The organism is Mycoplasmoides gallisepticum, from assembly GCF_900476085.1.
In the GTDB taxonomy this organism is placed as follows: Bacteria; Bacillota_I; Bacilli_A; order Mycoplasmatales; family Mycoplasmoidaceae; genus Mycoplasmoides; species Mycoplasmoides gallisepticum.
Window position 1 is genome coordinate 140,755 of record NZ_LS991952.1, and the last position, 26,460, is coordinate 167,214.

Annotated in this window: 20 protein-coding genes and 1 pseudogene; 17 read left to right on the forward strand and 4 right to left on the reverse strand. The window is 30.6% G+C overall.

Features of this window, described 5'->3' with window-relative positions; all coding sequences use genetic code 4:
- Positions 1-104: 104 nt before the first annotated feature.
- Genes nusA through rbfA form a run of 4 tightly spaced genes read left to right on the forward strand, consistent with a single transcriptional unit; the run spans position 105 to position 4,456 of the window.
- Entirely contained in the window at positions 105-1,973 is a 1,869-nt protein-coding gene (gene nusA, locus D2833_RS00600; RefSeq protein ID WP_027333277.1) for a transcription termination factor NusA, read from the forward strand.
- Between the two features lie 14 nt (positions 1,974-1,987).
- On the forward strand, positions 1,988-2,257 hold the full coding sequence (locus tag D2833_RS00605) for a DUF448 domain-containing protein (protein WP_011113342.1): 270 nt from the start codon (positions 1,988-1,990) through the stop codon (positions 2,255-2,257).
- Complete coding sequence (infB, locus tag D2833_RS00610) at positions 2,250-4,097, forward strand: translation initiation factor IF-2 (protein WP_011113343.1); 1,848 nt, start codon at positions 2,250-2,252, stop codon at positions 4,095-4,097. The genes D2833_RS00605 and infB overlap by 8 nt, the downstream gene beginning before the upstream one ends.
- A complete protein-coding gene (rbfA, locus tag D2833_RS00615; protein ID WP_011113344.1) occupies positions 4,097-4,456 on the forward strand; it encodes a 30S ribosome-binding factor RbfA in 360 nt (119 codons plus the stop codon). The genes infB and rbfA overlap by 1 nt, the downstream gene beginning before the upstream one ends.
- A 320-nt stretch (positions 4,457-4,776) precedes the next feature.
- Here rbfA and D2833_RS04395 read toward each other — a convergent pair.
- A pseudogene (locus D2833_RS04395) lies at positions 4,777-6,037 on the reverse strand (IS256 family transposase).
- A 294-nt stretch (positions 6,038-6,331) separates the two neighbouring features.
- Entirely contained in the window at positions 6,332-8,200 is a 1,869-nt protein-coding gene (locus tag D2833_RS00625; RefSeq protein ID WP_014885856.1) for a P68 family surface lipoprotein, read from the reverse strand.
- Positions 8,201-9,249: 1,049 nt separating this feature from the next.
- Between D2833_RS00625 and D2833_RS00635 the strand changes: the two genes are divergently transcribed.
- From D2833_RS00635 to mnmA, 3 genes are read left to right on the forward strand one after another with little or no spacing between them, the layout of a single operon-like run.
- Positions 9,250-9,681 carry an MPN157 family protein gene (locus D2833_RS00635; protein ID WP_011113347.1) on the forward strand — a complete coding sequence of 144 codons (432 nt, stop codon included), beginning with the start codon at positions 9,250-9,252 and terminating at the stop codon, positions 9,679-9,681.
- Between the two features lie 8 nt (positions 9,682-9,689).
- Positions 9,690-10,334, forward strand: coding sequence for a tRNA pseudouridine(55) synthase TruB (truB, locus tag D2833_RS00640; protein ID WP_011113348.1), 645 nt, complete (start codon positions 9,690-9,692; stop codon positions 10,332-10,334).
- On the forward strand, positions 10,306-12,279 hold the full coding sequence (gene mnmA / locus D2833_RS00645) for a tRNA 2-thiouridine(34) synthase MnmA (RefSeq protein ID WP_027333234.1): 1,974 nt from the start codon (positions 10,306-10,308) through the stop codon (positions 12,277-12,279). Before truB ends, mnmA begins: the two co-directional genes overlap by 29 nt.
- Position 12,280: 1 nt before the next feature.
- Here the strand turns inward: mnmA and D2833_RS00650 are convergent, their stop codons facing one another.
- Positions 12,281-13,597, reverse strand: a complete 1,317-nt coding sequence (locus D2833_RS00650; RefSeq protein WP_027333233.1) for an acetyl-CoA hydrolase/transferase family protein — start codon at positions 13,595-13,597, stop codon at positions 12,281-12,283.
- Between the two features lie 489 nt (positions 13,598-14,086).
- Here D2833_RS00650 and alaS point away from each other — a divergent pair, with 489 nt between their 5' ends.
- The 5 genes from alaS to D2833_RS00675 are packed head-to-tail and all read left to right on the forward strand — an operon-like array spanning position 14,087 to position 19,909.
- A complete protein-coding gene (gene alaS, locus D2833_RS00655) occupies positions 14,087-16,795 on the forward strand; it encodes an alanine--tRNA ligase (protein WP_011113351.1) in 2,709 nt (902 codons plus the stop codon).
- Positions 16,783-17,211: a Holliday junction resolvase RuvX gene (gene ruvX, locus D2833_RS00660; protein WP_011113352.1), complete on the forward strand. Its 429-nt coding sequence runs from the start codon at positions 16,783-16,785 to the stop codon at positions 17,209-17,211. The genes alaS and ruvX overlap by 13 nt, the downstream gene beginning before the upstream one ends.
- Complete coding sequence (locus tag D2833_RS00665; protein ID WP_231992469.1) at positions 17,189-17,758, forward strand: O-methyltransferase; 570 nt, start codon at positions 17,189-17,191, stop codon at positions 17,756-17,758. Before ruvX ends, D2833_RS00665 begins: the two co-directional genes overlap by 23 nt.
- Positions 17,727-18,680 carry a U32 family peptidase gene (locus D2833_RS00670; RefSeq protein ID WP_011113354.1) on the forward strand — a complete coding sequence of 318 codons (954 nt, stop codon included), beginning with the start codon at positions 17,727-17,729 and terminating at the stop codon, positions 18,678-18,680. Before D2833_RS00665 ends, D2833_RS00670 begins: the two co-directional genes overlap by 32 nt.
- Entirely contained in the window at positions 18,680-19,909 is a 1,230-nt protein-coding gene (locus D2833_RS00675; protein WP_011113355.1) for a peptidase U32 family protein, read from the forward strand. The genes D2833_RS00670 and D2833_RS00675 overlap by 1 nt, the downstream gene beginning before the upstream one ends.
- An 11-nt stretch (positions 19,910-19,920) precedes the next feature.
- On the opposite strand, the gene rpsT is transcribed toward D2833_RS00675, so the two are convergent.
- Positions 19,921-20,175 carry a 30S ribosomal protein S20 gene (gene rpsT / locus D2833_RS00680; RefSeq protein WP_011113356.1) on the reverse strand — a complete coding sequence of 85 codons (255 nt, stop codon included), beginning with the start codon at positions 20,173-20,175 and terminating at the stop codon, positions 19,921-19,923.
- Positions 20,176-20,251: 76 nt separating this feature from the next.
- Between rpsT and D2833_RS00685 the strand changes: the two genes are divergently transcribed.
- The 5 genes from D2833_RS00685 to D2833_RS04185 are packed head-to-tail and all read left to right on the forward strand — an operon-like array spanning position 20,252 to position 25,390.
- Positions 20,252-20,911 (forward strand): DUF5385 domain-containing protein, encoded by a 660-nt coding sequence (locus D2833_RS00685; protein WP_011113357.1) that lies wholly within the window; start codon positions 20,252-20,254, stop codon positions 20,909-20,911.
- A 6-nt stretch (positions 20,912-20,917) separates the two neighbouring features.
- On the forward strand, positions 20,918-21,865 hold the full coding sequence (gene fmt, locus D2833_RS00690) for a methionyl-tRNA formyltransferase (RefSeq protein ID WP_011113358.1): 948 nt from the start codon (positions 20,918-20,920) through the stop codon (positions 21,863-21,865).
- 5 nt (positions 21,866-21,870) lie between these two features.
- The gene (locus tag D2833_RS00695) at positions 21,871-24,021 is read left to right on the forward strand and encodes a DUF2779 domain-containing protein (RefSeq protein ID WP_011113359.1); all 2,151 of its coding nucleotides are present in this window, start codon (positions 21,871-21,873) and stop codon (positions 24,019-24,021) included.
- A 44-nt stretch (positions 24,022-24,065) separates the two neighbouring features.
- Positions 24,066-24,554 carry a YhcH/YjgK/YiaL family protein gene (locus D2833_RS00700; protein WP_011113360.1) on the forward strand — a complete coding sequence of 163 codons (489 nt, stop codon included), beginning with the start codon at positions 24,066-24,068 and terminating at the stop codon, positions 24,552-24,554.
- The gene (locus D2833_RS04185; RefSeq protein WP_231992475.1) at positions 24,545-25,390 is read left to right on the forward strand and encodes a hypothetical protein; all 846 of its coding nucleotides are present in this window, start codon (positions 24,545-24,547) and stop codon (positions 25,388-25,390) included. Before D2833_RS00700 ends, D2833_RS04185 begins: the two co-directional genes overlap by 10 nt.
- Positions 25,391-26,460: the final 1,070 nt, after the last annotated feature.

Below are 26,460 nucleotides of genomic sequence, written 5' to 3' on the forward strand. Positions count from 1 at the left end.
ATTAAGATAAAAAGATTTTTAGCTAATTAATTATTTTTTGTATAATACATAGGTAAATATGAATGCGACAACGTTAAGTTGTCGTTTCTTTTTTAAAATAATTAATGAGTGTTGATAATAAAAGTTTTCTAGAAGCAATCCAGACGGTTGCCGAAACGAAGAATATCTCTAAAAAAGAGATTAGTACAATCTTAAAAGATGCGATTATTCGCGCTTGCGCTAAAGAAGACCCTGATCAAAGAATCGACGTTATGATCGATTTTGATATGGGATTATTAAAGATCTTTAAATTATATAAGGTCATTGATGATAGTGTTAGTGAAGAAGAATTTGATGAGATTAATGAGATCCATCTAAAGGATGCTTTAGCAACTAACCCAACAATTAAAGTGGGTGATGATTTCTTAAAATCACTAAGTATTGGTGATTTTTCAAGAGTAGTTGCTACTAATATTTCGCAGTATTTCAGACAAAAATTATCTGAATTAGTTAATAAACAAGCAGTATCAGAATGAACACCTAAACTGAATAAGATCGTTAGAGGGACTGTGGAGAAAGATGAGAATAACCCTAACGTTTTATTAGTTAACTTAGGTGGGATCTATGCTTATTATTATAAGAGGGACTGAGTTCCTAATGAAGAGTTACAAAACGATGTTGAGTATGATTTTGTTTTAACTCAGATTAAAGAACAATCTAAGAGCTGACCACTAATAGTGTCACGTTCAGACGCTTTATATGTAAAACACGTTTTAACTGAAAATATCCCTGAGATTAAAGAGGGGATTGTTGAGATTAAAGCGATCCAAAGAGTGGCTGGACAAAAAACTAAAGTAGCAGTTTTATCAAATAACCCTGATATTGATCCAGTAACCTTAATCTTAGGTGATGGTGGGATTAGAATTAAGTCGATAGCTGCTAACTTAATTGAACACTCATCAGGTGTTAAAGTTAGTAATGAAGTAATTGATGTCTTCCATTGAAACGATGATGTTTTCAAATTAATTGCGAATGCTTGTTATCCTGTTGATATCATCGGGGTTGATGTTTTAGAAGATTCAGAACGTGATAAGAGTGTTGATATTATTGTTGAAGATCAATACTTACCGTTCTTAATTGGTAGAGCTGGAATCAACGTAAGATTATTATCTTACATGACTGGTTGATCAATTGATTTCAAATCTCAATCAGCAGCAATTGAAGATAATATCAATGTTGTGCCATTAAACTATTCACCAGTTGATAATGCGGTTTTAGTAGATCAATTCAAGCGTAACAGTCGTCGTACTAAGATTGCAAGTAAGCAATCTTTCAAAAAGGTGGAAACTCTGCAAACTCCATTGATTGCCTATTCAACAGCTGTTGAAGGTGATGATGATATCAAAGTTGATTTTCAAAAGATCTATGAAGAAGCTAAAGAGCAACGTTATGAGATGATTGATCTTACTAAGTATCAACCAAAACCAGTTGCTCAAAATGATCTAGAAGACTATCAACCTGAATTAGGTGATGGAATTGAAGATGAACTAGTTGTTGAACAAGAAAGTGAAGTGGTACAAGAACAACCAGAAGTGGTTGAACAAGAACAAGAACCTTCAGTTAATGTTACAGCTCGTTATGATGATGTGTCAGAACAACTAGCCCACCTAGATCTATCAAAACCACTAATTGTAGAAGAAGAAGAGCAACAAGATCTAGTTCAAAAAACTGCTAAAACACCTAAAAAAGAGAAGAAAGTTCAAAAAGAAAAAGAAGAAACAGTTGAGTTTGTGGACATTGACGAATCAGCTTATGATAACGTGCAAAATGAAAACACCTCAATAACTGAACTAATTCGTGAACTAGATATAACTCAAACCCCTAAGAAAGAGGTGAAGAAAGTTGTTCTTGTCCAAGATAAAAAGGACAAATACAAAGATAAGAAGAAAAAGAAATCACAACGTCAAAGCTTGGACAGCTTTGAAAATCTATAAGGCTTATTGATTAAATGAAAAAGATTACTCAGCGCTTTGATCTGATTACAAAAAAACAACTACCAATAGATCAACTATATCGGATTGTTTTTTATCAAAATCAACTAACAGTTGATTATCATTACAAGATTAAAGCGCGAGGAGTATATCTTAATAAAAATGAGCACTTTATTATTGATAAGAAAGTCAAAGCATTAATTCAAAAGAGTTTTAAAACTAAGATCTTAGATGAAGAATTTAATCGCCTTAGTGATGCTTTAAGAAAACGAGGTCAGGATGAATAAAAAACCAACAAGAAATAAGAAACCAGTTGATCAAAGATCAAAGATTAATATCAAATCATACTTAAAAGAGGTTCAGGTTGGTGTTAAGGATGGGGTTTTTATTTATACTGATCCATTAAGTATCGATCAATTTGCTAAAAAAGTTAACCAACCTGTCGCTAAGATTATTAAGCACTTTTTTAGTAAAGGGATTAATACGATTAATCTAAACACGATCTTATCTTTAGAACAGATCGGAGAGTTGTGTTTAGATCTTGGCTTAGATTTTAAGATTGAAAAATCCGTAACAAGTGAAAACTTACTAGATAATATTGAATTCAAAGATAAAAAAGAAGATCTAGTAAAACGCCCTCCGATTGTGACAGTAATGGGTCACGTTGACCACGGAAAGACCTCGTTGTTAGACGCAATCCGTTCAACTAACGTGACTTCGAATGAAGCAGGGGGAATTACCCAACACATTGGGGCTTATCAAGTTAAGAAGAACGATGAACTAATTACGTTCATTGATACCCCAGGACACGAAGCTTTTACAGAGATGAGAGCACGTGGGGCAAATTTAACTGATATCGTTGTTTTAGTTGTAGCTGGTGATGATGGGATCAAACCCCAAACTGAAGAAGCAATTGACCATGCTAAGAATGCTAATGTGCCAATTATTGTCTTTGTTAATAAGATGGACAAATCTGGTGCTAACTTTGATCGGGTGATTCAACAGATCTCAAAATATGATCTATCTCCAGAAGAATACGGTGGTGATACGATCTTTGTTCAAGGATCAGCGATTAAAAAAGAAGGGATCAACGAACTTTTAGATGCGATCTTAACGTTAGCTGAAATTAATGAATATAAAGCTAACCCTAATGCTGATCCTTATGGAATCGTTATTGAATCTAAATTAGAACCAGGGCTTGGTCCGCAAGCAACAGTGATCATTAAAAGAGGAACATTAAAAGTTGGGGACTACATCTGTATTGGAGCGGCTTATGGAAAAGTCAGAATTATGCAAGATGAGAATGGGAATAATCTTACTGAAGCCACGCCATCACGCCCAGTAAAGATCTCAGGACTTGATGCAATTCCTCAAGCAGGGGAAAAGTTCTTAGGACTAGCAACTGAAAAAGAAGTCAAAGAACTATCTGATTCTTATAAATTAAAACAACAAAAACAAAAACATCTAAGTTTACAAGAAAGCCACGAAAAAAGAACCCGAATTAATACCAACGGAATTAAGTGCGTAGATCTGATTATTAAATCAGATGTTCAAGGTAGTCTTGAAGCAATTAAATACGCGATCTCTAATATTAATATTGAAGGGGTAACCACAAATATTATTCGGGCTTCAACCGGGGTAATCTCTGAAACAGATATTAAACTAGCCCAAGCTTCTAACTCAACCGTAATCTCATTTAATCTAGGAGTAAGTAAGCAGATTAGAGATCTTGCTAACTCTGATAATGTTCAGATCTTATCTTATGAGATTATTTATAAGATGGTTGAAGATCTAGAAAAGATCATGAAGGGTGAACTAGATCCCGTTTATGAAGAATCAGTGATCGGTCAAGCTGTTGTTAGAGTGTTATGAAAACACTCTAAGATTGGAACGATTGCTGGTAGTTATGTTACATCTGGTAAGGTTGTTAAAAACGCTTTATGTCGTGTTTTAAGAGATGATGTGATCATCTATAAATCAAAGATTGCTTCACTAAAATCTAAGACAACTTTTGTTGATAAAGTAGAACATAATAAAGAATGTGGAATCGTGGTAGAAAATTACAATGATATCAAAGAAGACGATATCATTGAAGTTTATGAAATTGTTAAAAAACGAGTTTACTAATGAGCAAGATTAAAACCTTAAGATTAGAAGCAACAATTCATAAACTGCTTAGTCAAGCAATCAGCACAGAGATTAACAATAGTTTAATTAAAACTAGTGTGATTACTGCAATCAAACTATCAGATGACAAGAGTGTTGCTAAAATCTATATTGATTGTTTAATCCCTAATAATATTGCTAAAACCTTGCAAGCATACAAGGATGCAACTGGTGTGTTTAGACATGTTTTAAGTAAACATTTAACAATTAGAAGGATCCCACAACTAGTCTTTTATTATGATGATAGTATCTCTAAAGGAGCTAAGATTGATCAGATCTTAGCAGAGATTAAACAAGAGAAAAAAGAAAATCATGAATAAGAATTTTTATCTAGATCTTTGTTAATAAAAGGTGCTAGATATTTTTTTTATTTATTTTGTTGAGAAATGTAATGATTTTAGTTTGGTTGTTGGGGTTGTTGAGCAAGTTGGATTTACACAACAATCTTCAAAAATCGTATTAAATTAGCATTAATTTATGGGATTTGATTGGGTTTTGGCATTTTAGTAAATGGATCTAACGGTAGTTCTGTAACTAAAAATTGTGTAATTTTACCCAAAATAGGTCAGATTGATTCTTTCGTTTTCTTTTAAAACGTGGTAACGAAGCTAATTTTGTGTAATTGGATTTTTTCGAACTTTTAGTTTTTCTTAACTAAGTTTGGAAATACATCCATTAACTCTTCATATATTCTATATCAATTTCTTAGTCCATTACTTTTCTGATTTAGTTTTTTATATCTTGGATTGTAACCAAAATGTACATATAGGTCTAATAACAGTTGGTTTATGTTATTAAAAGACTTTTTAGCAGCTAGGTAACTCCCAATTACTGAATTATAGTTTTCAACTATGTTGCTGGTATAAACTAATGTCCGTGAAGCTTTAGAAAAGCTAAAGAGTTTTTCTATGTTATCCATCGCTCTTTCAACAACTTCAATTGCGCGCTTGTTAGAACCGGCTCACTTATTTTTTAAATATTCAAAGCTGTGTTTTGCGCTTTCTCAATTGTCTGCTCCATATATGTTTTTTAAGTCTCTTAAAAAATCGGACTTCATAGAATGAGATACATATTTTGCAGCATTTCTAATCATATGAACCGTGCAAGTAATATGCATTGCTTTTGGATAAACGTTTTCGATCACTTCTTTCAAACCCTTTAAACCATCTGAAACAATAATACATGTTTCAGACAAGCCGCGTTCTTTTTCAAATTATCAAGAATGTTCATTCATTCTGTAGCAGATTCAATGTTGCTTACGTATAGCGCTATAAGCTCTTTTTGACCATCCGCATTGATTCCTACCACGACATAAAGCGTTTTATTTACGTACTTTGACCGTCCGCTTTCTTCAGTTTTGATCTTAAAAACTTTACCGTCAATCATTATGATTGGGTAGTTGTTTTCTAGCGGTTTTTCGTGCCAATCGCGCATCTCATCTTGAACAGTTTGGATGCAATTTGAAATTACGTTAGGACTTACTTTGATCCATACATTGACGTTATTTGATCAGCGATTTCATTGTTTGACAAACGAGTAGAAGCTAAAGAAAGAACATCTAAGATAAACTTATCATGGATAATTCTTTGATATTTCGGAATAATTTGAGAGTTTTGATTTTCACCACGAATTCTTTTCATTTTTTTGGGAATTTCTTCTTGCCCTCACTTAACATTTCTAGTGTATGAGCCGTTTTGATACACATTCTCATCATTATCAGCATTTTCTCTCAATAACTCTAGTTTGCCAACATGTTCACCATCAACCAGAGCCTGTAAAACAGGCTTGGCAATATAATCAGTGATGTTTAATAGTTGTTTTCCACTACTAGGATCAAATTGTTTTACAAATTCAACAATTAATTTTTGAATCTGTTTCATTTGTTCGTCTTTTGAATTTATTCTTGTTTATCGTTTATTAAATTATATTAACCTTTCTTTCTTTTGAGTTAATTAATTGTTTTACACAAAATTTAATTCAGTGCCCTAATGGCTTGATTCACCTATTAAAAAAGCTCTTAAAACATTGAGTAAATAAGTTTATTGTAAAAATATTCGTTGATAAAATTGGCCGTTTTTACCGTTAAATTTGATTAAATTTGCATCTTAGCAAAAATTCTAAATCATATATTTGTAAAAAAATATCAAGCATTTCTTAGTTATAAATACTTGATAACTATTTAAACGTTATGTAGCTTATTGATCAGTTGATCCTAAAGCATCGTTAATCTGTCTAAGTAAATTTTCTTTAGTTAGATTAGTTGGATCGGCTGATCTAGTAATTCCTGAAACTGCTCCATTAAGAATAGATAGAATTCGATTTGCCTTTTCATCTGTATGAATGAAAGCAATTGAATTATTAGCAGGATCTTTATTTAATTCTGATTTGAATGTCAATCAATCCGTTAAACTTGCTAAAGCCCCTTTATTTAAATAAATTCTTGATCAGTCGCTATTATTATAAGTTTCTGGAGTTGGGTTATTTTTTACCTTATCCACTTCGGCTTGTTCTTTAGCTATAGTATCTGTAAGTGCTTGTTGAGCTGTTGTAGATAGAGCTTGTTTAGAAGTTAAATCATACGCTGACACACTATTTAAGATCTGACTTACTGATTGATTGTTAAACGGAGAATCAGGTACAGCTATTCTAGTATCGTTATTAAATAATCACTCTAAGAACTTTTTGGTCTGTTCATCTCTTTGTCTAGAAGTTGAAATCCCAATTAAAGAAGAACCACCAATTCAGAAAGTGTTCTTATTTAAATTATTTTTATCTAATTTAGTTAGCTGTGTTTTTCACAAAACATCATCTGCCGAAGCAAAGTTATTTTTTGCGTTATTAATGTCTTGTTGGGTTACATCACCTTCAGTGCTTCTAAACGTTCTAATCGTAAAAGGAGATACAACTGATTGATTTCATCCAACGTGAGAAGCGATACCAAAAGCCGTATCGAAATTTCTAATATCTCATGCCGCTCAATCAGATTTTCCGCCTGTTCCAAAATAAATTGATTTTAAAACCTGTTCATCATTTAAATTTAATGTTGTGTAATTATTCTTAAAGAAATCGTAAGCTTCTCCAATTGTGTTTTGATTAGCTGTCTTTTTTAGATTAGAAAAATCTAAATCAAATTGGTTGTCTTGTAATTTTAGATTTCACAATCAAGAATCTCTAGAATTACCTAATTTTGATCACAGATATTTTTGATAAATAGTTGGACCATAATTTAACATAAATACTTTTAAATCTCTTTGTTGGCCTGTAACTGTTGGAGTTTGCTTTAGTTCTAAACCTTCAGTAAATTTCTTAGAAAATTCAAACATTGATTCTAGGTTTGAAAAAGTTTTATCGTCAACAGTAAGTCCTTTGTAAATTTCGTTACTTTTTACCTGCAAATTTTTTCATTTTTTGTTCGGAATCTTCTCCATAAAGTCTTCCATATGAAGTTCTTTGTATGTTGCAGAATTCTTATCTACAGTTCCACCGCCTTGCTCTACTAAACTAAATAACAAATTCATTACAGGTTTGTTAAATACCAAGCTGTCAGTGGTTGTTAAATTAAACGGAATTGCATAAACTTTATCACTACTTTGGGTAGATCCACTTATTTTATTGAAGTTGTTATAAATGTCACTGTCAAAATAGCTTTCGTTGATAATTGGATTGTTAGATAAATCTAATAATCGATTAAATCCATTAATCTGATAAGCTGCATTTAGATCAGCTAATATAATATTTGGAACTAAAGGTGAGTTAGAGCGAATGCTACCTACAACATTATTAGTTAATTGTAATTCGCTAGTAGCATTAGTTTTTTCACTTTGTTGTAATTCAACAGGTAAAAAACCTGGTGTATTAGCAAATTGTTTATTGTAGAGATCAACCAATTGACTAAATGCTGACATTAATGGATAAAATTGATTTTGTGCAGTCTGAATAACAACTTTGTCATCAAATTCTCCTTTTTGAACGGGTTGTGACGCTCTAGTGCAAGACGACAAAAATATTCCCAAAGAGCTTAAAGTTGCGATGGAATACATATAAAATTTAGTTCTTTTTCTCATAAATTTTTCCTATCTTATAGTTAGGTTAGTTTTTAACTTTAACCTGGTTTTTCTTTTTTACTTTACTACTAATTATTTATTTGTTTATATGAAAACGCAAATATTTAAATTATTGGTTACCCAAACCAATTTATGTTTTCTTATTCACAATCTTGTAAAACAACGAGAAATCGTTCGATTTCTAAAATATGTCTAAGTTTTTAAACTAGCGAATTTAACGCTCTGCGGATTAAGGCATCACGCTTTATTCGTTTCTGTTTAAACTGAAACTAATTTGTAAACTTTTTATACAAAATTTGCAATTATAAAAAGTACATTTTAGTAAGTAAAAAAATGTGCATGCACTCTGAAAAATAAAAAGAAATTTATCATTTTTACCGTTAAATATTAAAATTTTTATTTATGTAAACAATAATTTATTCAAACATTTTTTTGAATTTAAAAAAAGAATTATACGATGTCCGAAAAAACATTTCATTTGTCTCTTGATAAGCTAAAAAACAAAGTTCAGACATATCCATATAAACACTTTTTGCAAACTTAGTTGTCAATTAAAACAAGAAATTAAAAAAGATGTTAAAGTTCAAACGGTTTGAACCTTTGGCACCGAATTCAATTTTGTGTAAAACGATTAATTAACTCAAAAAAAGAAAGGTTATTATAATTTTATAAACGGTAATCAAAAATGAATTCGGTGCCAAAAATACTCATTATTCTAAATAATTAATTTTAACAAATGACATCTAGATAACAATTTATCTGGAAGTTTTTTATTTAATTAGGAATCAAACCTTTTTCTTTAAACATCTATAACGTTTACTCTTGTTCTCATCAACCTTAATTATAGGTATAACTTCAAGCTAAAACCAGCTAAATAAAAAACTAGCTAACAAGTAATAAAATTTAATAATGTGTAGTTTTTAATTCAATATTATAAACTTTAGTGTAGATTTTATTAATAGTAAAAGACCAGATTTACAAACCATTAGCTTTGACTAATGCTGATACAACGTTGGTTTTAAATAATTTTTCAAATATTATTAAAAATTATGCAAAAAAGAAATATCTTTAAAAGTTATAAACTAGATCTTAATAACGATAAGTTAATGAGAAAAAAATGATACATGATTTCTGGAATAACAACAGTATTAATCATTTTTTTCGCTGTCATTCTTGGCATTATGCAAAGATTTGTTAATTTATCAGGGATCCAATATCCAGCTGTTAACAACGCTAGATCACTAAACCAAGCAATGCGTATTATGGCAATTGTTTATTTTGCCATCTTCTTTTTGCCATACCTATATTTTATAGCAGCGTTCTTTTCAGGGATTAACCAGATCTATCGTTCGTTTACTTTACATATGATTATCTGATTAACAATTTTTGTTGGGATCTTGTTAATGTTAACCACATGTGCTTTGTTAATTGCTGGTTATTCTAATCTAGATAGTTACAACCTAATTAGAAACTTCCAATAATAATAAGAATGGACTTTAATAACAAGATCGTTATTATTGATAAACCAAAAAATATCTCAAGTGCTTTTTGTTTGAATTTATTCAAAAAGCGCTTTAATATAAAAAAAGCTGGACATAATGGTACACTAGATCCGTTAGCATCTGGGGTTTTAGTGGTTGCAACTAATAAGAGGACCAAAGAGTTAAGTCAACTAAACCAAGACGATAAGCAATATTTAGTTAAGCTAAAGTTTAACACCCACACTGATAGTTATGATCGTCTTGGCAAAGTAATTAGAACAACTAATTATGTTCCAGAGATAAAACAATTAAATGATTATCTAACTAGCTTAGATAATCATAGTTTTTATCAACTTCCCCCAAATTTTTCAGCGCTTAAGGTTAATGGTGTTAGGGCTTATCAGTTAGCAAGAAAAGCAGTAGATTTCGAACTAGAGAAGCGACCTACAACCATATATAAGGCTAAGTTAATTTCATATTATGATGATTATGCTGAGATCTTATTAGATGTTAAAAAGGGTTTTTATGTTCGTTCTTTCGTGGTTGATCTAGCCAGTCAATTCAACACCACAGCCATGATGGTAGACTTGGTAAGAACAAGATCTGGTCAATATAGTTTAAAAGATGTTATCGATTATCAATTTAACAAGTAAGACAATCAAAGAAGTCAACAAAGGTGTTGATTTAGTCATTGGCTTTTTTGATGGGATCCATAAAGGACATGCTAAATTATTTAAACAATCAGATCGATTTAATCTTTTAACTTTTGACCATATTCCCAAAAAGCAAAGGTTGCTATATCCTAAAGTTGATGAAATTGAACAATTATCAGCTTTAAGTGGTCTTGAACAACTACTTGTTTATGATCTGTTAAATAATAATTTATCAGCTCAAGAGTTCATTGATAATTACATTAAACTAATCCAACCTAAAAGAATTATTGTTGGATCTGATTTTAAGTTTGGTAGTGATCAAGTAGATTATTCTTTGTTTGCAAAGAATGGTTATGAAGTTGTTGTTGTAAAAAAAGATCATTGTTCTACAAGTGAGATTAAGAAACTAATTATTAATTGTGATCTTGATCAAGCTAATAAATTATTGCTTACACCCTTTTATCTTAAGGGAACAGTAATTAAAAATGCCCAACGGGGAAGAACAATAGGGTTTGTTACAGCAAACATTATTTTAGATAATAAGTTAATTGAGTTAACTGAAGGATCTTATGTTTGTAAAGTCATTGTAGACAATAAAACTTATCAAGGGATCTGTTTTATTGGAAAACCTAAAACGTTTGATGAAAAACAAAGACAGTGCGAAGCTCATATCTTTGATTTTGATCAAGACATTTATGGAAAAAAAATCAAAGTTGAGCTTTATCAATTCATCAGACCAACAGTTAAGTTTAATTCAATCAATGAATTAAAAGAAGCGATTGAAAACGACAAGAAAGCTGCACTTAGTTTTTTTCATAAACAAGAAAAACCTAAGGTTGTAGTAGCACTCTCTGGTGGGGTTGATTCTGCAGTTTGTGCTTATTTGTTACAACAACAAGGTTATGATGTTGTGGCAGCTTTTATGCAAAATTGGGACAAAGATCTTAATTTCGAACTATTATCAGATCATGCTGATGATCAGATTCAAGGGTGTGATGCCAAACAAGATTATGAAGACACACAAAAACTGTGTGAACAATTAAAAATCAAACTTTATCATTTCAATTTTGTCGAACAGTATTGAAATGATGTATTTCTTAAAGTTTTAGAAGATTACAAGAAAGGTCTGACCCCAAATCCAGACGTGTTATGTAATCAGTTTGGTAAATTTGGTTGATTCATAAATGCATTAAGAAAGCAGTTTGGTGATGATATTAAGATTGCATTTGGACATTATGCAAAACTTATTACTAAAGATGACGAAGTCTTTTTAGTTCATACAAAAGATCATAATAAAGATCAAACATATTTTTTAACGATGCTTAAAAAAGAGCAATTAAAAAATATTATCTTCCCTTTAAGCGAGTTGGATAAGCCAACAGTTAGAGAAATTGCTAAACAAGCTAATTTGTATGTTGCCAATAAAAAAGATTCAACAGGAATCTGTTTTATTGGTGAACGTAATTTTAAGCAATTCTTAAGTAATTATTTAGCGATTAAAAAAGGTCCAATTATTTTAATTGACGAAAATAAAAAAATTGGTGAACATGACGGATTGTATTTTTATACAATAGGCCAATCTCGAAGACTGCATGTTGGAGGGACTAAAGAGAAGATCTTTGTCTGTGACAAAGATTATAATAACAATACGTTATATGTTTGTTATGAATCAAGTAAAGATCAATATTTAAGTTCAGTTAGTTGTGAACTAGAGAAGTTTAATTGATTAATTGATACTAAAGATCAATTATTTAATAAGAAATTATGAATCAGATTTAGACACCGCCAGAAGTTACAAGAGTGCGAAATTGTTTCATATCATGATGATAAAGTGATAGTTAAATACACCAAACAGATCGGGGTAACTCCTGGACAGTATGGTGTTATTTATGATCAAAATTTATGAGTAGTAGGCGGCGGTAAAATTACGAAGATTATTAAATAGATTAATCAATAAGTAGTTTAGATCTAGCAACTCTAGTTAAATAAGATCTAAACTTAGGATGAGCAATACTAATTAACAATTTTGCGCGTTGTTTTACTGATTTAGCTTTTAAGCTAATAATTCCATATTCGGTGATTACATAATCTAAATCATTTCTTAATGTCGTTGTAACCCCTTTAAGTTTGGTTACAATCTTAGAAATTTTGCAATCACTAGTTGTTGATTTCATTGCAATGATACTCTTACCATTTTTAGAGTAGCTAGCACCTCTAATAAAATCTGCTTGTCCACCAGAACCCGAATATTGGTTATGCTGAATTTGTTCAGCGTTAACATTACCTAATAAATCTATTTCGATAGCGGAATTAACCGAAATAAAGTTTTCGAATTTGGCAATATTTAATGGGTTATTTACATAATCAAATCGTGCAATTTTAAATTTATCGTTATGATCAAGATATTTGTACATATCTTGGTCTCCAACAGCAAATACAAACGTTGATACCCCTTGGTCAATTTCTTTATATTTGTTGTTAACCACCCCAAGTTTGATAAGTTCGACCATCCCAGTACCTAGGATTTCTGTATGAATTCCTAGGTCTTTTTTATTTACAAGTTTTTTGCACACCATGTTGGGAATTGCACCTATACCCAATTGAATCGTAGAACGATCTTGAATTAATGAAGCTACATAATCTGCTATTTTCAAGTGTTCTGGACTTGGATCAACACTTAATGCTTCAGTTAGTTGATAGTCAGATTTGACTATTGCGGCTACCTCATTAATGTGAATTTGATGCTTATCGCCCATAATATGAGGCATATTTTTATTGACTTCAATAATTACTTGTTTTGCTTTTTTAATTAAATCTAAATCATAACAAGTGGATAAGCCTAAATTAAAATAACCGTTTTCATCAATATCAGTAGTTATTAAAATAACCGTATCTATAGCAAAATTATTAAGAATCTTAGTAGATTCAGAGAAATGAAATGGATAGTATTCAACGTTATTTTGAAGTATTCCGTTTTGATATTTCTTTAAAGCATTTCTTTCATTAGCTCTGTAGAAAAAACAATGTCTTTTAACTATTTGATTAAATTTGTCTAAAAAGATTGTTTCTTCACAATCAGAGCTAGAAGCATAATAATAAAAATTTAAATTAGAGTAGCTATTAGTTTCTAATGTATCTTTTAGCCCCTGTAAAAGTAGTTTTGGCTGCAGATAATCAAACCAAATATTCGAGTTATTTTTTATTAGTGAAATGGCCTGATTGACAGAAACTAATTTATTTTTATATGCTTTAAAATAATTCATTTTTGCGCTCGTTTATATTAATTTTAAAGATCTCATTTAAATTTTAAGAAAAATTAATGACTAACTTTTAATTTGTTCATGTTTTGAAGTTATTGTTAAACTTCAGGTTTAAACAAGTTGTATTCTTGTTTAAAGGTCGTGATATCTATGGAAGTAAATGAACTAATCTTTAAAACTCAATAAATGATTAAACAATGCAGCAAAATAAAAATGTATTTTTAGCATTTGACTTTATGGAGTTAATCAATAGAATTTACATAAATTTACCGCTTATTTTAACTATTTTTAAAAATCAAACAAGTTAGTATAAACAAAAAAGATAAGCAATAATTTACCTGCCTTAAGAACTACAAAATTTGTGTTCAATTTCAGTTAACTTTTTTTTGAACACGCCACAATCAATGTTTATTCTGTAAACTTCTTGTTAATGATTATTCGATAATTTAAAATTAAGTAATTAGTTTTCTTATAAAAACTAAATTTTTACGTATGAATAAACACTTAAGTGGCTCACAAATAAGACAAATTTGGTTAGATTTCTTTAAATCAAAAAAACATGAGATCATTGAATCAAAATCATTAGTACCTATCAATGATCCTAGTTTATTGTGAATAAATGCAGGTGTAGCAACTTTAAAAAAATACTTTTCAGGTGAAGAAAACCCTATTAATCCAAGATTAGCTAATTCGCAAAGATGTATTAGAGCTAACGATATTGAAAACGTTGGAGTAACATCAAGACACCATACTGTTTTTGAAATGCTTGGAAACTTTTCAATCGGGGATTATTTCAAAAAGGAAGCAATCGAATTTGGTTATGAATTATTAACCAAATTCTATGGTTTAAATAAAGATAAGCTATACATCACAATTTATGAAGATGATAACGACGCTTTTAATTATTGAGTAGGTCAAGGGATCAATCCTCACCACATCATCAGATGTGATAGGAAAAGAAATTTCTGAGATCTAGGATCTGGTCCTTGTGGTCCAAGTACAGAAATTTATTACGATCGAGGTGAAAAATACGACCCTAATAAATTAGGTGAAAAACTTTTCTTTGAAGATATTGAAAATGATCGTTATATCGAAGTATGAAATATCGTTTTTTCTCAATTTAACAATACTGGAAATAATAATTACACAGAATTATTAAGAAAAAATATTGATACAGGTGCTAGTTTAGAACGATTTGCATGTATTTTACAAGATGTTCCAACTAATTATGACACTGATCTATATTTACCAATAATCAGAACAATTGAAAAACACACTAATCATAAATACGTTGTTGATCATTACTTTAGTAAAGATCAATCTGAACAAGATGTTTTAAGAGCCTTCCGTGTTATTGCTGACCACTTAAAGTGTGGTGTGTTTGCAATTGCTGATGGTGTGTTACCTGGTGCTAAAGATCGTGATTACATTATTAGAAAGCTACTACGTAGAGCTTTTGTATATGCTAAAAAGTTAAATGCTAAACCAGAATATCTGGTTGAAACAATTAATGTAATCATTAACACCTATAGCGATTTCTTTAAATATTTAATTCCAAATAAAGAAATTGTTATTCAAGCAATTACTAATGAAGCAAATAATTTTACTAAAACATTAGATTATGGTTTTGAGATCTTTAATGAAGCAAAAACAACTAATAATATAACTGCTGAAACGATCTTTAAACTAGTTGAAACCTATGGTTTCCCTTTAGATTTAATTAAAGAATTATCAGCTGAAGCAAAGATTAAATTAGATTTAGATGGTTTTGAGGAACTATTTAAAAAACACCAAGAAATTTCAAAAGCTAATAATGGTGAAGTTGGTCTAAAAAAACAAAATGAAAACTTGCTTAAGTTTAAGACACCATCTAAGTTTTTCTATGACAAAAACAATATAAAAACTAAAGTGGTTGCAATCTTTGATGATAAGTTTAACCCAGTAGACCAGATTGAAGTTGGTTCTGGTTGAGCGGTTTTTGAAAGTACGCCGATCTACGCTACATCTGGTGGTCAAAGATTTGACGAAGGTTATTGTCTTAAAAAAGGTAATCTTGTTGTTCACTTTGATAATGTGATTAAAGCTCCAAATAAGCAACACCTACACCACTTTAAGAAGGCAAGTTTTTGGCTTAACGAAAAAGTGGAGTTAATGCATGATGAGAACTGAAGAAAACTAGTAAGAAAAAACCACTCTTTAGAACATATCTTACACGCGACACTTAAAAATACGATAAGTGAAACAATTAAACAATCAGGTGCATTTAAATCAGCAGCTAAAGCAACTCTAGACTTTAATTACCCAACAAGATTAACAGATGAAGATCTGGATAAAATTGAAACCAAAATGCGCCAGGTAATCGCAGATAAAATTCCAGTTACCGTGCACCATGTTGACTATGAAACTAGTCAAAAAATGAATGCAATTGCTTACTTTGAAGAAGAATATAAAAAACACGAATTACTTCGAGTAATCAAGATTGGTGATTACAGTGTTGAACTGTGTGGCGGAACTCATGTTGACAACACCAAAGAGATTGAAGAATGTTTTATTACTAACCTTTATTCATTAGGTGCTGGTCGTTGAAGAATTGAAATCATGAGTTCTTATGAAACGATTTACAACTATTTAGTTGATAAACAAAACGAGATCAAACAAGAAAAAGATCATATGTTCAATGAATTAGGTAATTACGATCTAACTCATTACTTAGATTTTAGTAAGAAATTACATTCATTTAATTTACCTAATTCTATTAAAGATCTAAGAAAGACTTTAAGAGCGTTTGAACAGATTAAAGAAGAATATAAGGCCATTAAATTAGAGTTAGATAAAAAGAAAACCAAAGACCGTGCTAACCAGATTAAAAAATTGGCTTTAGACAACTTAGAACATAAAATTGTTTTATTGTTCTTTGATAAAGAAGAACATAAAGCTTTATCAATTGCTCATAGTGAATTAGTTAATGAAAAACCAGATCATCTCTTCTTTTTCATTAATAAATCTGATAATAAGATTAACTATCTAATCGGAATTAAGAATGCCACTTATAAGTTGAATGCTAAGCTATTAATTGATAAAGTTAATGCGATGTTTGGTGCTAAAGGTGGTGGTAAGCAAAACTTTGCTCAAGGTGGATTTAGCACAGATAAAGATGTTGGCAAACTAAAAGCAGATTTCGTTAATATATGTATTACGTAGCTTTGGATGTTGGCTCCAGAACCCTAGGGATCGCTACTGGTGATGGTGAGTTTAAGATCGCTTCACCATATTGTGTGATCTCATTTAACCAATATGATTTCAGGCAATGTTTAGCTGAATTAAAAGAAAAAACAGCAAGCTTTTTTTATGATTTTAAGTTTGTTATCGGAATGCCTAAAAATATTGATCAAACTAAGTCTTCAACCACAGAGATGGTTGAGAACTTTATTGAACTATTAAAAGCAAACTATAAAAATGAGGTGATCATCTATGATGAAAGCTACACTTCAATAATAGCTGATCAACTATTAATTGACAACCAAATAAAAGCTAAGAAACGTAAAGAAAAGATTGATAAGCTTGCTGCTTTTGTAATCTTGCAATCGTTTTTTGATGATGACAGATACCCTAAATAAATTTAAGCAACTTAATCTAGAACTAAAAATTCCGATTATGCGTGATGAGAATCTGGTTAATTTAGTTAATCAATTATCACGACTTAAAATTAGTCAACTACTTGAAATCGGCACGGGGATTGGGTTCAGTTCAATGTATTTAAGTGTGCACTTACCAGATCTAGTGATCGATACACTAGAAAAAGATATTCAACGTTATCAGATTGCTAAAGAGTGGTTAGTTAACTTTAGCAAGATTAACTGTCTTCTTGGAGATTGCTATGAATATATGCCGACCAAAAAATATCAAGCAATCATCCTTGATGGGCCTAAAGCTAAACAGATCGAATTATTCAATAAATATCTTAACTACTTATTACCTGATGGGGTAATGATTATTGATAATTTTTTTTTAAAAAATATAAAACCTAACAATAAACTTTATCATAAGAACTTAGCGTGGCAAGAGTTTATTCACAACTTAGATAAAAAACAATTTAATGTCGAAATTGACCAATCAGGAGACGGAGTAGTTTATGTTTTTAGTAAGCCAAGTACAATCGCTTAACCAAGCTAAAAAGTTTATTGACCAAGCGATTGATTGTATCTTAGTTGGTTATGAAAATTTTGCTTTACGGTGCACTAAAACTTTAAATCACGAAGAACTTAAAGAGTTAGTAGATTACCGTAATACTAAGAAAGCTAACACTAAAATCTTTGTTCTTTTAAACAGTTTTATTTTTGAAAACCAGTTAGATGATCTAACCCAAAAATTAGTTGAATTAGATCAACTAAAAGTTGATAAGGTCTATTTTCAAGATTATGCGATTGTTCAAATCATTCGTGAAAACAAACTAAATCTAGCAGTAGCTTATCATTCAGAAACGATGGTAACTTCTTATGGTCAATTTGATTTTTTTAGAGAAAATAAGATCAACCATTTAGTTATTGCTAGAGAACTATTTATGAATGAAATTAAGCAAATGCATGAACATAAAAAATCCCTTGAATTAGAGATGCAAATCCAAGGATATGCATTCTTCATGCATTCGCGGTGAAAGATGATCTCTAACTTTGAAGCTTATGCTAAGATATCAGACAAATTATCTTCTAAAAAGCAACTATGGATTAGAGAAGCACTAAGAAAATACCCTAATGCAATCTACGAAGATGAATTTGGTACCCACATGTTTACTGGATACATCTTATGCGCAATTAAGCAACTAAAAGAATTGCATGATTATGGTTTAGATTATGTTAGGATCGATTCGATCATGATCAAAGAAGAAGATCATGAAAAAGTTACTTTAATCTACCAAGATTTAATTAACAAATTAAATAATAAAAAAGCAGTGTCCGATCAATTAATTAATAAAAAGTATGATGAGATTGCAAAAATCAGCTCACCAATCGAGATCGCTTCAGGATTTTTTGGTGGGATGAAAGAGATTAAACACTTAATTAAAGAAGAAGGAAAAGTTAAAAGATAATGAAATATGAATTACTAGCTCCTGCTGGAGATGTACAAAAAGCGATGTTTGCCATTGATTATGGTGCAGACGCTGTATTTTTAGGTGCTAAAGCTTATTCATTAAGATCAAGTGCAAGTAACTTCTTTTTTAAAGATATCAAACAAACGGTTGATTATGCTCATGAGCGTAATCGCAAAGTTTATGTTGCAGTTAATGTCGTATGTCATAACCCTTTGGTTAAGGGTTTTGCTAAATTTATTGCTAATTTAGAAGAAACTGGGGTGGATGGTTTGATCGTAGCAGATCCATTCATCATTGATTACACAAAAAAGCACCACCCAAATTTAGATCTACACCTATCAACCCAACAAAGTGTTACGAACTCTAAATCAGCTTTATTTTGAAAAAGTAATGGCTTAAGTCGAGTTGTTTTAGCTAGAGAAGTAACGATGGATGAACTATCATTACTTATGCCTAAAGTAAAAGATAAGGTTGAGATCGAATATTTCATCCACGGGGCTGTGTGTATTGCTTTTAGTGGTCGTTGTATGATGTCAAATAACTGATCGTTACGTGATGCTAACGTTGGTGGTTGTGCACAATCTTGTCGTTGACGCTATGAACTAAAAGATGATAAACAACAACACCATTCTGATTCATTCACGATGTCGCCTAAAGATATGGCATTAATTGATGAGATCAAACAATTAATGGAATTAGGAGTAGCATCATTTAAAGTTGAAGGACGTATGAAATCAATCAATTACGTGGCAACCGTAATTCGTTCATATCGTTACGCAATGGACTATTATTTAGCTAATGGTTTTAATACAAACAAAGAAGATGAAAAAGTGATTTTAGATCAAGTTAAACAAGATCTAAAATCAGCTGAAAACCGTCCTACCAACAAAGGGTTTGCGCATAATCAACCTGGGATTGATGCGATGCTATACCACGAAGAAGAACGCAAGATTTCACAAACGTTTGCTTTCATCGTGGATGAGATCCAAGATGATGGATATATTAAGGTTACTTGTAAGAACAACTTTAAAAAAGCCCAAGAATACATTATCTATGGTCCGAACTTTAAGATTGATCAAGTGAAGATCACTTCTTTATTAAATAAGAATAAAGAAGTAGTTGAAGTGGCAAACGATCCAATGTCAACTTATTATTTAAAATTTGATCAGCATTATGATCTGATCAAAAATAGTATTGGTCATATTAAAAAAACCTTGGACTATTAACGTTCCAAGGTTTAGCGACTAGCAGCAGTTGCTGAATTTGATCATCTAGCTGCTCTTGATTTAAGACGACGAGCTTTGTTCTTAGAGATTCTGTTGTTTTTAGCTAGCTTATCAGCTAAAGAATAAACTTGTTCAACATCTTTTTTATCTTTAGAAGCCTTAGTTTTCTTCAGTTGGTTCTTTAAAGATGTTTTAAACCCTTTAGTTAATAAATTTGCCTTTTGATTCTGACGATAGCTCTTTTCGTTTGCTTTTATGTTAGCCATATCGTTTGATACCTTAAAATTATATAACTTATTAATTATAATATATAAGTAGATAAATTATATACAACAAAAATTAATGAATAGTAGTTTCCTTTTTATCGTCTTATTAGTAATTATTCCAATCGGGCTAATAAGTTACGTTATCTATAAGAGAAAAAAATCTAAAGAGCCTGGTCAGTTTTCAGGAAAAACTAAAGAAGAACGTCGTAATGAGGTGTGAAAAACCATTAAGCGTTATCTCCAAGATAACGAAATGTATGGGCGTGAAATTATGTATTCTTTTGTTGCTAAACGACCATCTCCAAACGATGATCGTAAGTTGCACAAGCAATTTAAAGAAGAAACAAAGCAATACCTATTAGAGCACAAACTATCTAAAAAAGATAAAAAACAATATTTAGATAATCGTAAAAAAGAGATGGCTCGTGAACGATATTGCATTTATTTCCAAACCAAAGATGCTAGGACTCAAGCTACATTTGATCCTGCAATTATTGAAGCAGAAGTATTAACATTACCAGCTAAAAGTAAGCGTGATGTTCCAGAAAGAAAAATCCAAATTAATGGGTTGCAAGATTTTCAAAAAGAATTTTCTTGAATTGAACCATTAAAGAATAAAGAAGATGCGCGATTGAAAAAAGCAGAAGATGAACGCTTAAGAAAATTAGAGATTAAAGAGCGCAAGAAAGCTGCTAAATTAGCTAAAAAAGAAGCAAAAGCTAAAAAGAAAATTTAAAAAATAATGAATAAGAAAAAAGTCATTTTTTTTGGAACAACAGAATTATCGCTAGCTTGTCTAAAAGAGCTGTTAGTCGATAATTTTTTTAATGTTGTTGCGATTATTTGTCCTCCAGATCGGGTTAATCTAAATAATAAAAAAAATAAACTTAATGCGGTTAAACAGTATTGCTTGGATAATAAATTAACAATCTATCAACCTGAGAAGTTATCAGAATTCTACGACCAATTAGCTCAGATGGAATTTGATCTTGGGGTGTGTATTGCTTATGGGCAATTTATTCCCAAGAAAGTAATTGATCTATTCAGCGATGGCATCTTAAATGTTCATCCGTCTAAATTGCCTTTATTAAGGGGTGGAGCACCGATTCATCACGCGATTATTAATGGCTTTGAATCAACAGCGATTTCAATTATGAAGCTAGATGAGAAAATGGATCATGGACCAGTTTATGATCAATTAGAAATAAAGATTAATCCTGAATGAAATCACGATGATTTAAATCAAGAAATTATTGCTAAATCACCGGCATTTTTAATTAAAACCATTAAAAATATTTATGAAACTAATTTACAACCTAAAGAGCAAAACCACGAGCGTTTTACTCTAGGTTTAAACATAAAAAAAGAGCAAGAACATCTTATTCTAAATCTAGATGCAAAAAGTTTTGTTAACTGGCAAAAAGGATTATGATCAACACCTGGTGGTTATTTAGATTACGATAACCAACGAGTAAAAATTGCTGCTTGTCATCTTGTAGAAAATAATCGAGAACACAACGACGATTTAGTGGGAACGATCTATCAAATCGATTCTAGTGGTATTTATGTTTATTTAAAGCAAGGCAGTATTGCTATTACCAAATACTTAATGCCTTCAAAAAAAGTTGTGGATATTAAACAAGCAATAAATGGTAAAATTCCTTTTAAATTAAATAGCAAGTTTAATTAGCACTTATGGAAAAAAAACAGATCTTCAAGAAAACTGACTTTTTAAACACTTTTAATCGCCCTAAATCGTTGTGAAAGTTTAGTAACACTGAATTACTTGCGATTATTCAAAACGAACTAGGTTTATCTAAAGACGACTACGTAGATTTAATTGATCAATTAGAAAATGAAAACACCTCAGTGATTGATTTTGATGAAATTGATTTTATTACTGATGAATTAAATCAAGAAGAATCAAAAAACATCTACCTAAATGAAGTAAGTAAGATTAAAGTTAAAGCAAAAGAATATATTAAAAGAAGAGTTCTGTTTCAAGAAATCGACTATGCTAATTTAGAAGAAGATAATCTTAAATTTGTTGATGGTGTATTTAATGAATCTCAGATTAAATACACAGATGTTTTCGATCTACAAGAAGATAAAAAAGCATTAAGAATAATCGATTTAGCATATTATCAAAAAACACCTTTAATCACAGCAATCGATTTACATGAAATTATCAAAAAACACGATTATAATGAAACAAAACTGCTAATCTTGGACGGGATTTACTTTAATGAAAAATCCCAATATTTTTTACAAGCAAATATTGATTGTTGTTTATTTGAAAGACATAAAAACGGAAAGATCAAAGCAACTGTTTATAGTTTAAAAAATTCAACAACCACTAAAAGAAAAGATATCGTTGCTTTTTATTATGATTATCGAGTTTTAGCTGAATTAGGTTATGAAGTTGTTGAATGAAATGTTGTTTTAATTAAATACACATTATCTAAAAAGAATGGGGTGGAGTTTACTACTACAAACACAGTTTGTCATAGTAAAAATAGTGCAGCTTTCCCTGAAAAACTAAAAGAACCTAATTTATTTAGCAAATCATTAATTGAGAATAAAGCTAGTTTTAAGCGTTCTGGTTATGAAAAATTAGCTTTAGATTATCCAGAACTAAAACCTAATAATACCTCATTTGGCGATCTTTTAGACATTTTCTTATTTAACGTAAAAGAAAGCGACAATAAGAAAACCTATAACTTTGTTGCTGAACATATGTCGATTGTTAAAAATGCTTTTGATAACGTTTTTGATGAAATGATGCAGATTAAAGAGACGAATATAGGTAAGATTGTTTTATCAAATGCTTACTTTAATCAGTTCGCTGATAATGTTCATGGAACGATCATTAAATATACTTTAGGTAAGAAAGTTTTTGAACCGTTTTTATTAAGCGGGAACGTCTATAAGGTTGCAAAGTTTTTTAATGAAAACGACCAATTAGACTTTCCTTTAGTTAATCAAAATAACGAACCATTTTCAATAACGAATTTTATGAATTACGTTTCAAACAACGCTGATACTCTAAAACCGGTTAACTATTTCAATACTTTAAATAAAGTATATGGAACCAAACCAATTGATTATTTTGTTTTTGATGAAGCAAAAACCGCATTTAACAAATTAAAACCAAAAAAAGTTTATTTTGACTTTGAATCAATTTGTCACCTCTTTGCTCCGATGGATGATTTGTTACCAAATATGCAAATTGTAACGCAAAATTCATATATTATTGATAATAACGATTCTAAAGAATTAGAGTGTTTTAACGATGTTATCGATCCGTGTAAACTAGATGTAAATTGGTTTGCTAAGATCATTAATGATCTTCATCAAGGTGAAGATTATAGTTATGTTGTTTATAACAAGTCGTTTGAAAAAAGCCGACTATATGAAATGGCTTATTATCTTGAAAGATATAAGCAATATCATCCTCAGCAGTTTCTTGATCAAAAAAATCTGGATGTTGATTTCTTAAAAAAAGTTAAAGAGATTGAAAACAATCTCTTTGATTTAGCCGATTTCTTTAATTTAAGTAAAAAACTACTGGTGATCAGGTCTTTAAACGGTTTTTACTCAATTAAAAAAACCTTATTATTGACTTCTTCAGAACACCGTAAGAAAGCTAAAGCTGTTGATTATGCTACGCTTAATGTTAAAAGAGGAGATATGGCACAAAACCTAACCGCTAAACGGTTCTTAGGTTTATTATCTGATCAAGAATGAGAACAAATCGCAATCGATTTAGCAATATACTGTGAAAACGATGTTCGTTCAATGATCGCAGTCGAATACTATATTAGAGACCTACTGAAAGCTAATTAAATTTATTTTTTTAAGATAATAAATAATAATAAAAGTAACTAGCTATGATTTACGACAAATTAGAGAATTTTGATAAATACTTATCAGTTAATAAGTATTTCCCTAAAATTAAAGCGTTCTTAGAGCAACACAACTACGATCTATCGCATTTAAGAGTGGGGATTCATGAGATCGATGGGATGGATCTATATCTTAATGTTCTAGATTCAGTTGTTTATTTAAACACAGAAGCTAGATATGAACTACACCATAAATATGGTGATGTTCATCTAGTATTTAACTCTGGAGAAATCTACTTTAGTCAGCACGCTGAAGATGCTAAGAATATGAAAGTGGAAATTCCTTATAATGAAACTAAGGATGTAACTTTTTATATTTCAGATACAACTAAAGATGGTGTTTCTCACAATCGCTTAGTGCCATCAAAAAACTCTTTTGTTGTGTTCTTACCTGGGGATTTACATGCTCCAAGGGTGTCTGAACAACCTTCTAATAATATCATTAAGTACATATTTAAATTTAGATGTTCATAAGAAAAATTTTTCGGTTAATTTCATTCTTCTTTATCGCTTTATTAGGTTTATTTAACCTAAATATTGGCTTGATTAAAGAGAATAAAATTGTCGACTATAAACAGAGTTTACATGACGAAAATTTAACAAATAATGCCGATTTTTTCTATGATGATCTAAATCAAACAGCGCAAACAAAAACGATTAAAATCTTTTTAACAGATGGTGATTACCAATCAGTTTTATCATCGTTAATGCTTACGCAATACTTTTTAAACGACGATGTAGTTGATGATAAAAACTCACCTGTGGTATTTTTATACCAACAACAACTAGTTAATGACGTTGATTTTAGTATTAACGTTGCTAGTAATATCACGAACTGGTTCCAAAACAACTACCCCCAAAACCAAGGGTTAGTTGAAACAAATAATAGCACGATCTTTGCTAACAATACAAACATTAGCTACACTTCAGCTAATGCTTTAACGTTTTTAGATCTGATTCGGATCTATTTTCATAATCAATATATTAATGATCCACAGTTAGTAAACAAACCTTTATTGTTTGATATCTTTATCTCACCTCAGTTACTAACAACGATCTGGGATAACCAATCACTGATGTTATATAACTTCTTACCTTATCTTAATAAGTTTCATGTGATTGCTAACACTAACTATCTAAAAACGGTGTTTTTTAGAAACTACGCACAACTAATCAACAACAATTTAATTAACTTTAACCCCCAACAGGTGTTAATTAATTACCAAGATGATTTCAAGAAGATCTTTGTCAATGCAAAAAGACATTTAGAAAGTAATACCAATAATAACAACGATTTTAATGATGGTTAAATAGACCAAATTAGTCTTGACACATTTAAAAGAACACCGTTATACCAACTAGTGTACAACCAAGAAAAGTTCCTTTTCTATGATGGTGTATCTTACCAACTAAATAATACTCAAGTTAGTGACAAGCTTAGATTAAATGTGCGGTTTTATCAGAAGATTTATGAACTCTTCTTTAATGCGAAAAGATTAATGTTAGATCCAACAAAGGTGCCTTTGTTGATCAAACAATACCTAAATATCTTTTTGGTAACTGACCAGTATAATATCTCTGATTATATATATAAGAACCGTACTGATTTTGATATCAATAAGAAAACATTTGTTTTCTTAGAACCATTAGCACCATCAAAATTAAACCTTAATGAGCTTAACTCAAGTAATACGATTACGAATACCAAATTTGATGAGTATAAGTCGATCTTAGCGACTTTTAGAAAGATCTATCCTGATGATCGCTATAATTTTATTTATCTAACTAATGTTAATTTTGATGGGTTTAAAAACCGGTTTGATTCGTTTCAACAACTCTTAGGACTAAATGATGCAAAGATCATTTATACCAAACCGATCTCAGGTTATTTCTTTTTTTATGAGCTGTGAAACGAATACCAAAGAAACATTACGAGTAATGTTGATTCATCAATCATCTTAGGTGGGGTTGATTATAATGATGATAATGTGCTTGAGGCTTATGATTTCTTAACTACGAACACCTCAACTAGAACTGAACAAAGTAATCTGATAGTTAGAAACATTAACAACTTCCCAGTACCTTTAACGTTTCTAATCAACGATTTTGAACCAGGTGTACTAAACCCACCAGCGCAATACTTCTTATTAAACTCATCATATGTTACTGTTGTCCAAGGGTTGATTAATGAAACGCTTAACACTAATCAAGCTGTTAATCTCATTCGATCTAAACGATTTTTTGATGATAATAATTACACCTCTTATGATCCGATCCAAGCTTATAATCGGATCATAAGTCAAGAAAGAAGAGAGATCTCAAATCAAGCCACCATCCCGATTATCTTAGTTGTCTTTTTTGTGCTTCTAATCGGATTGGT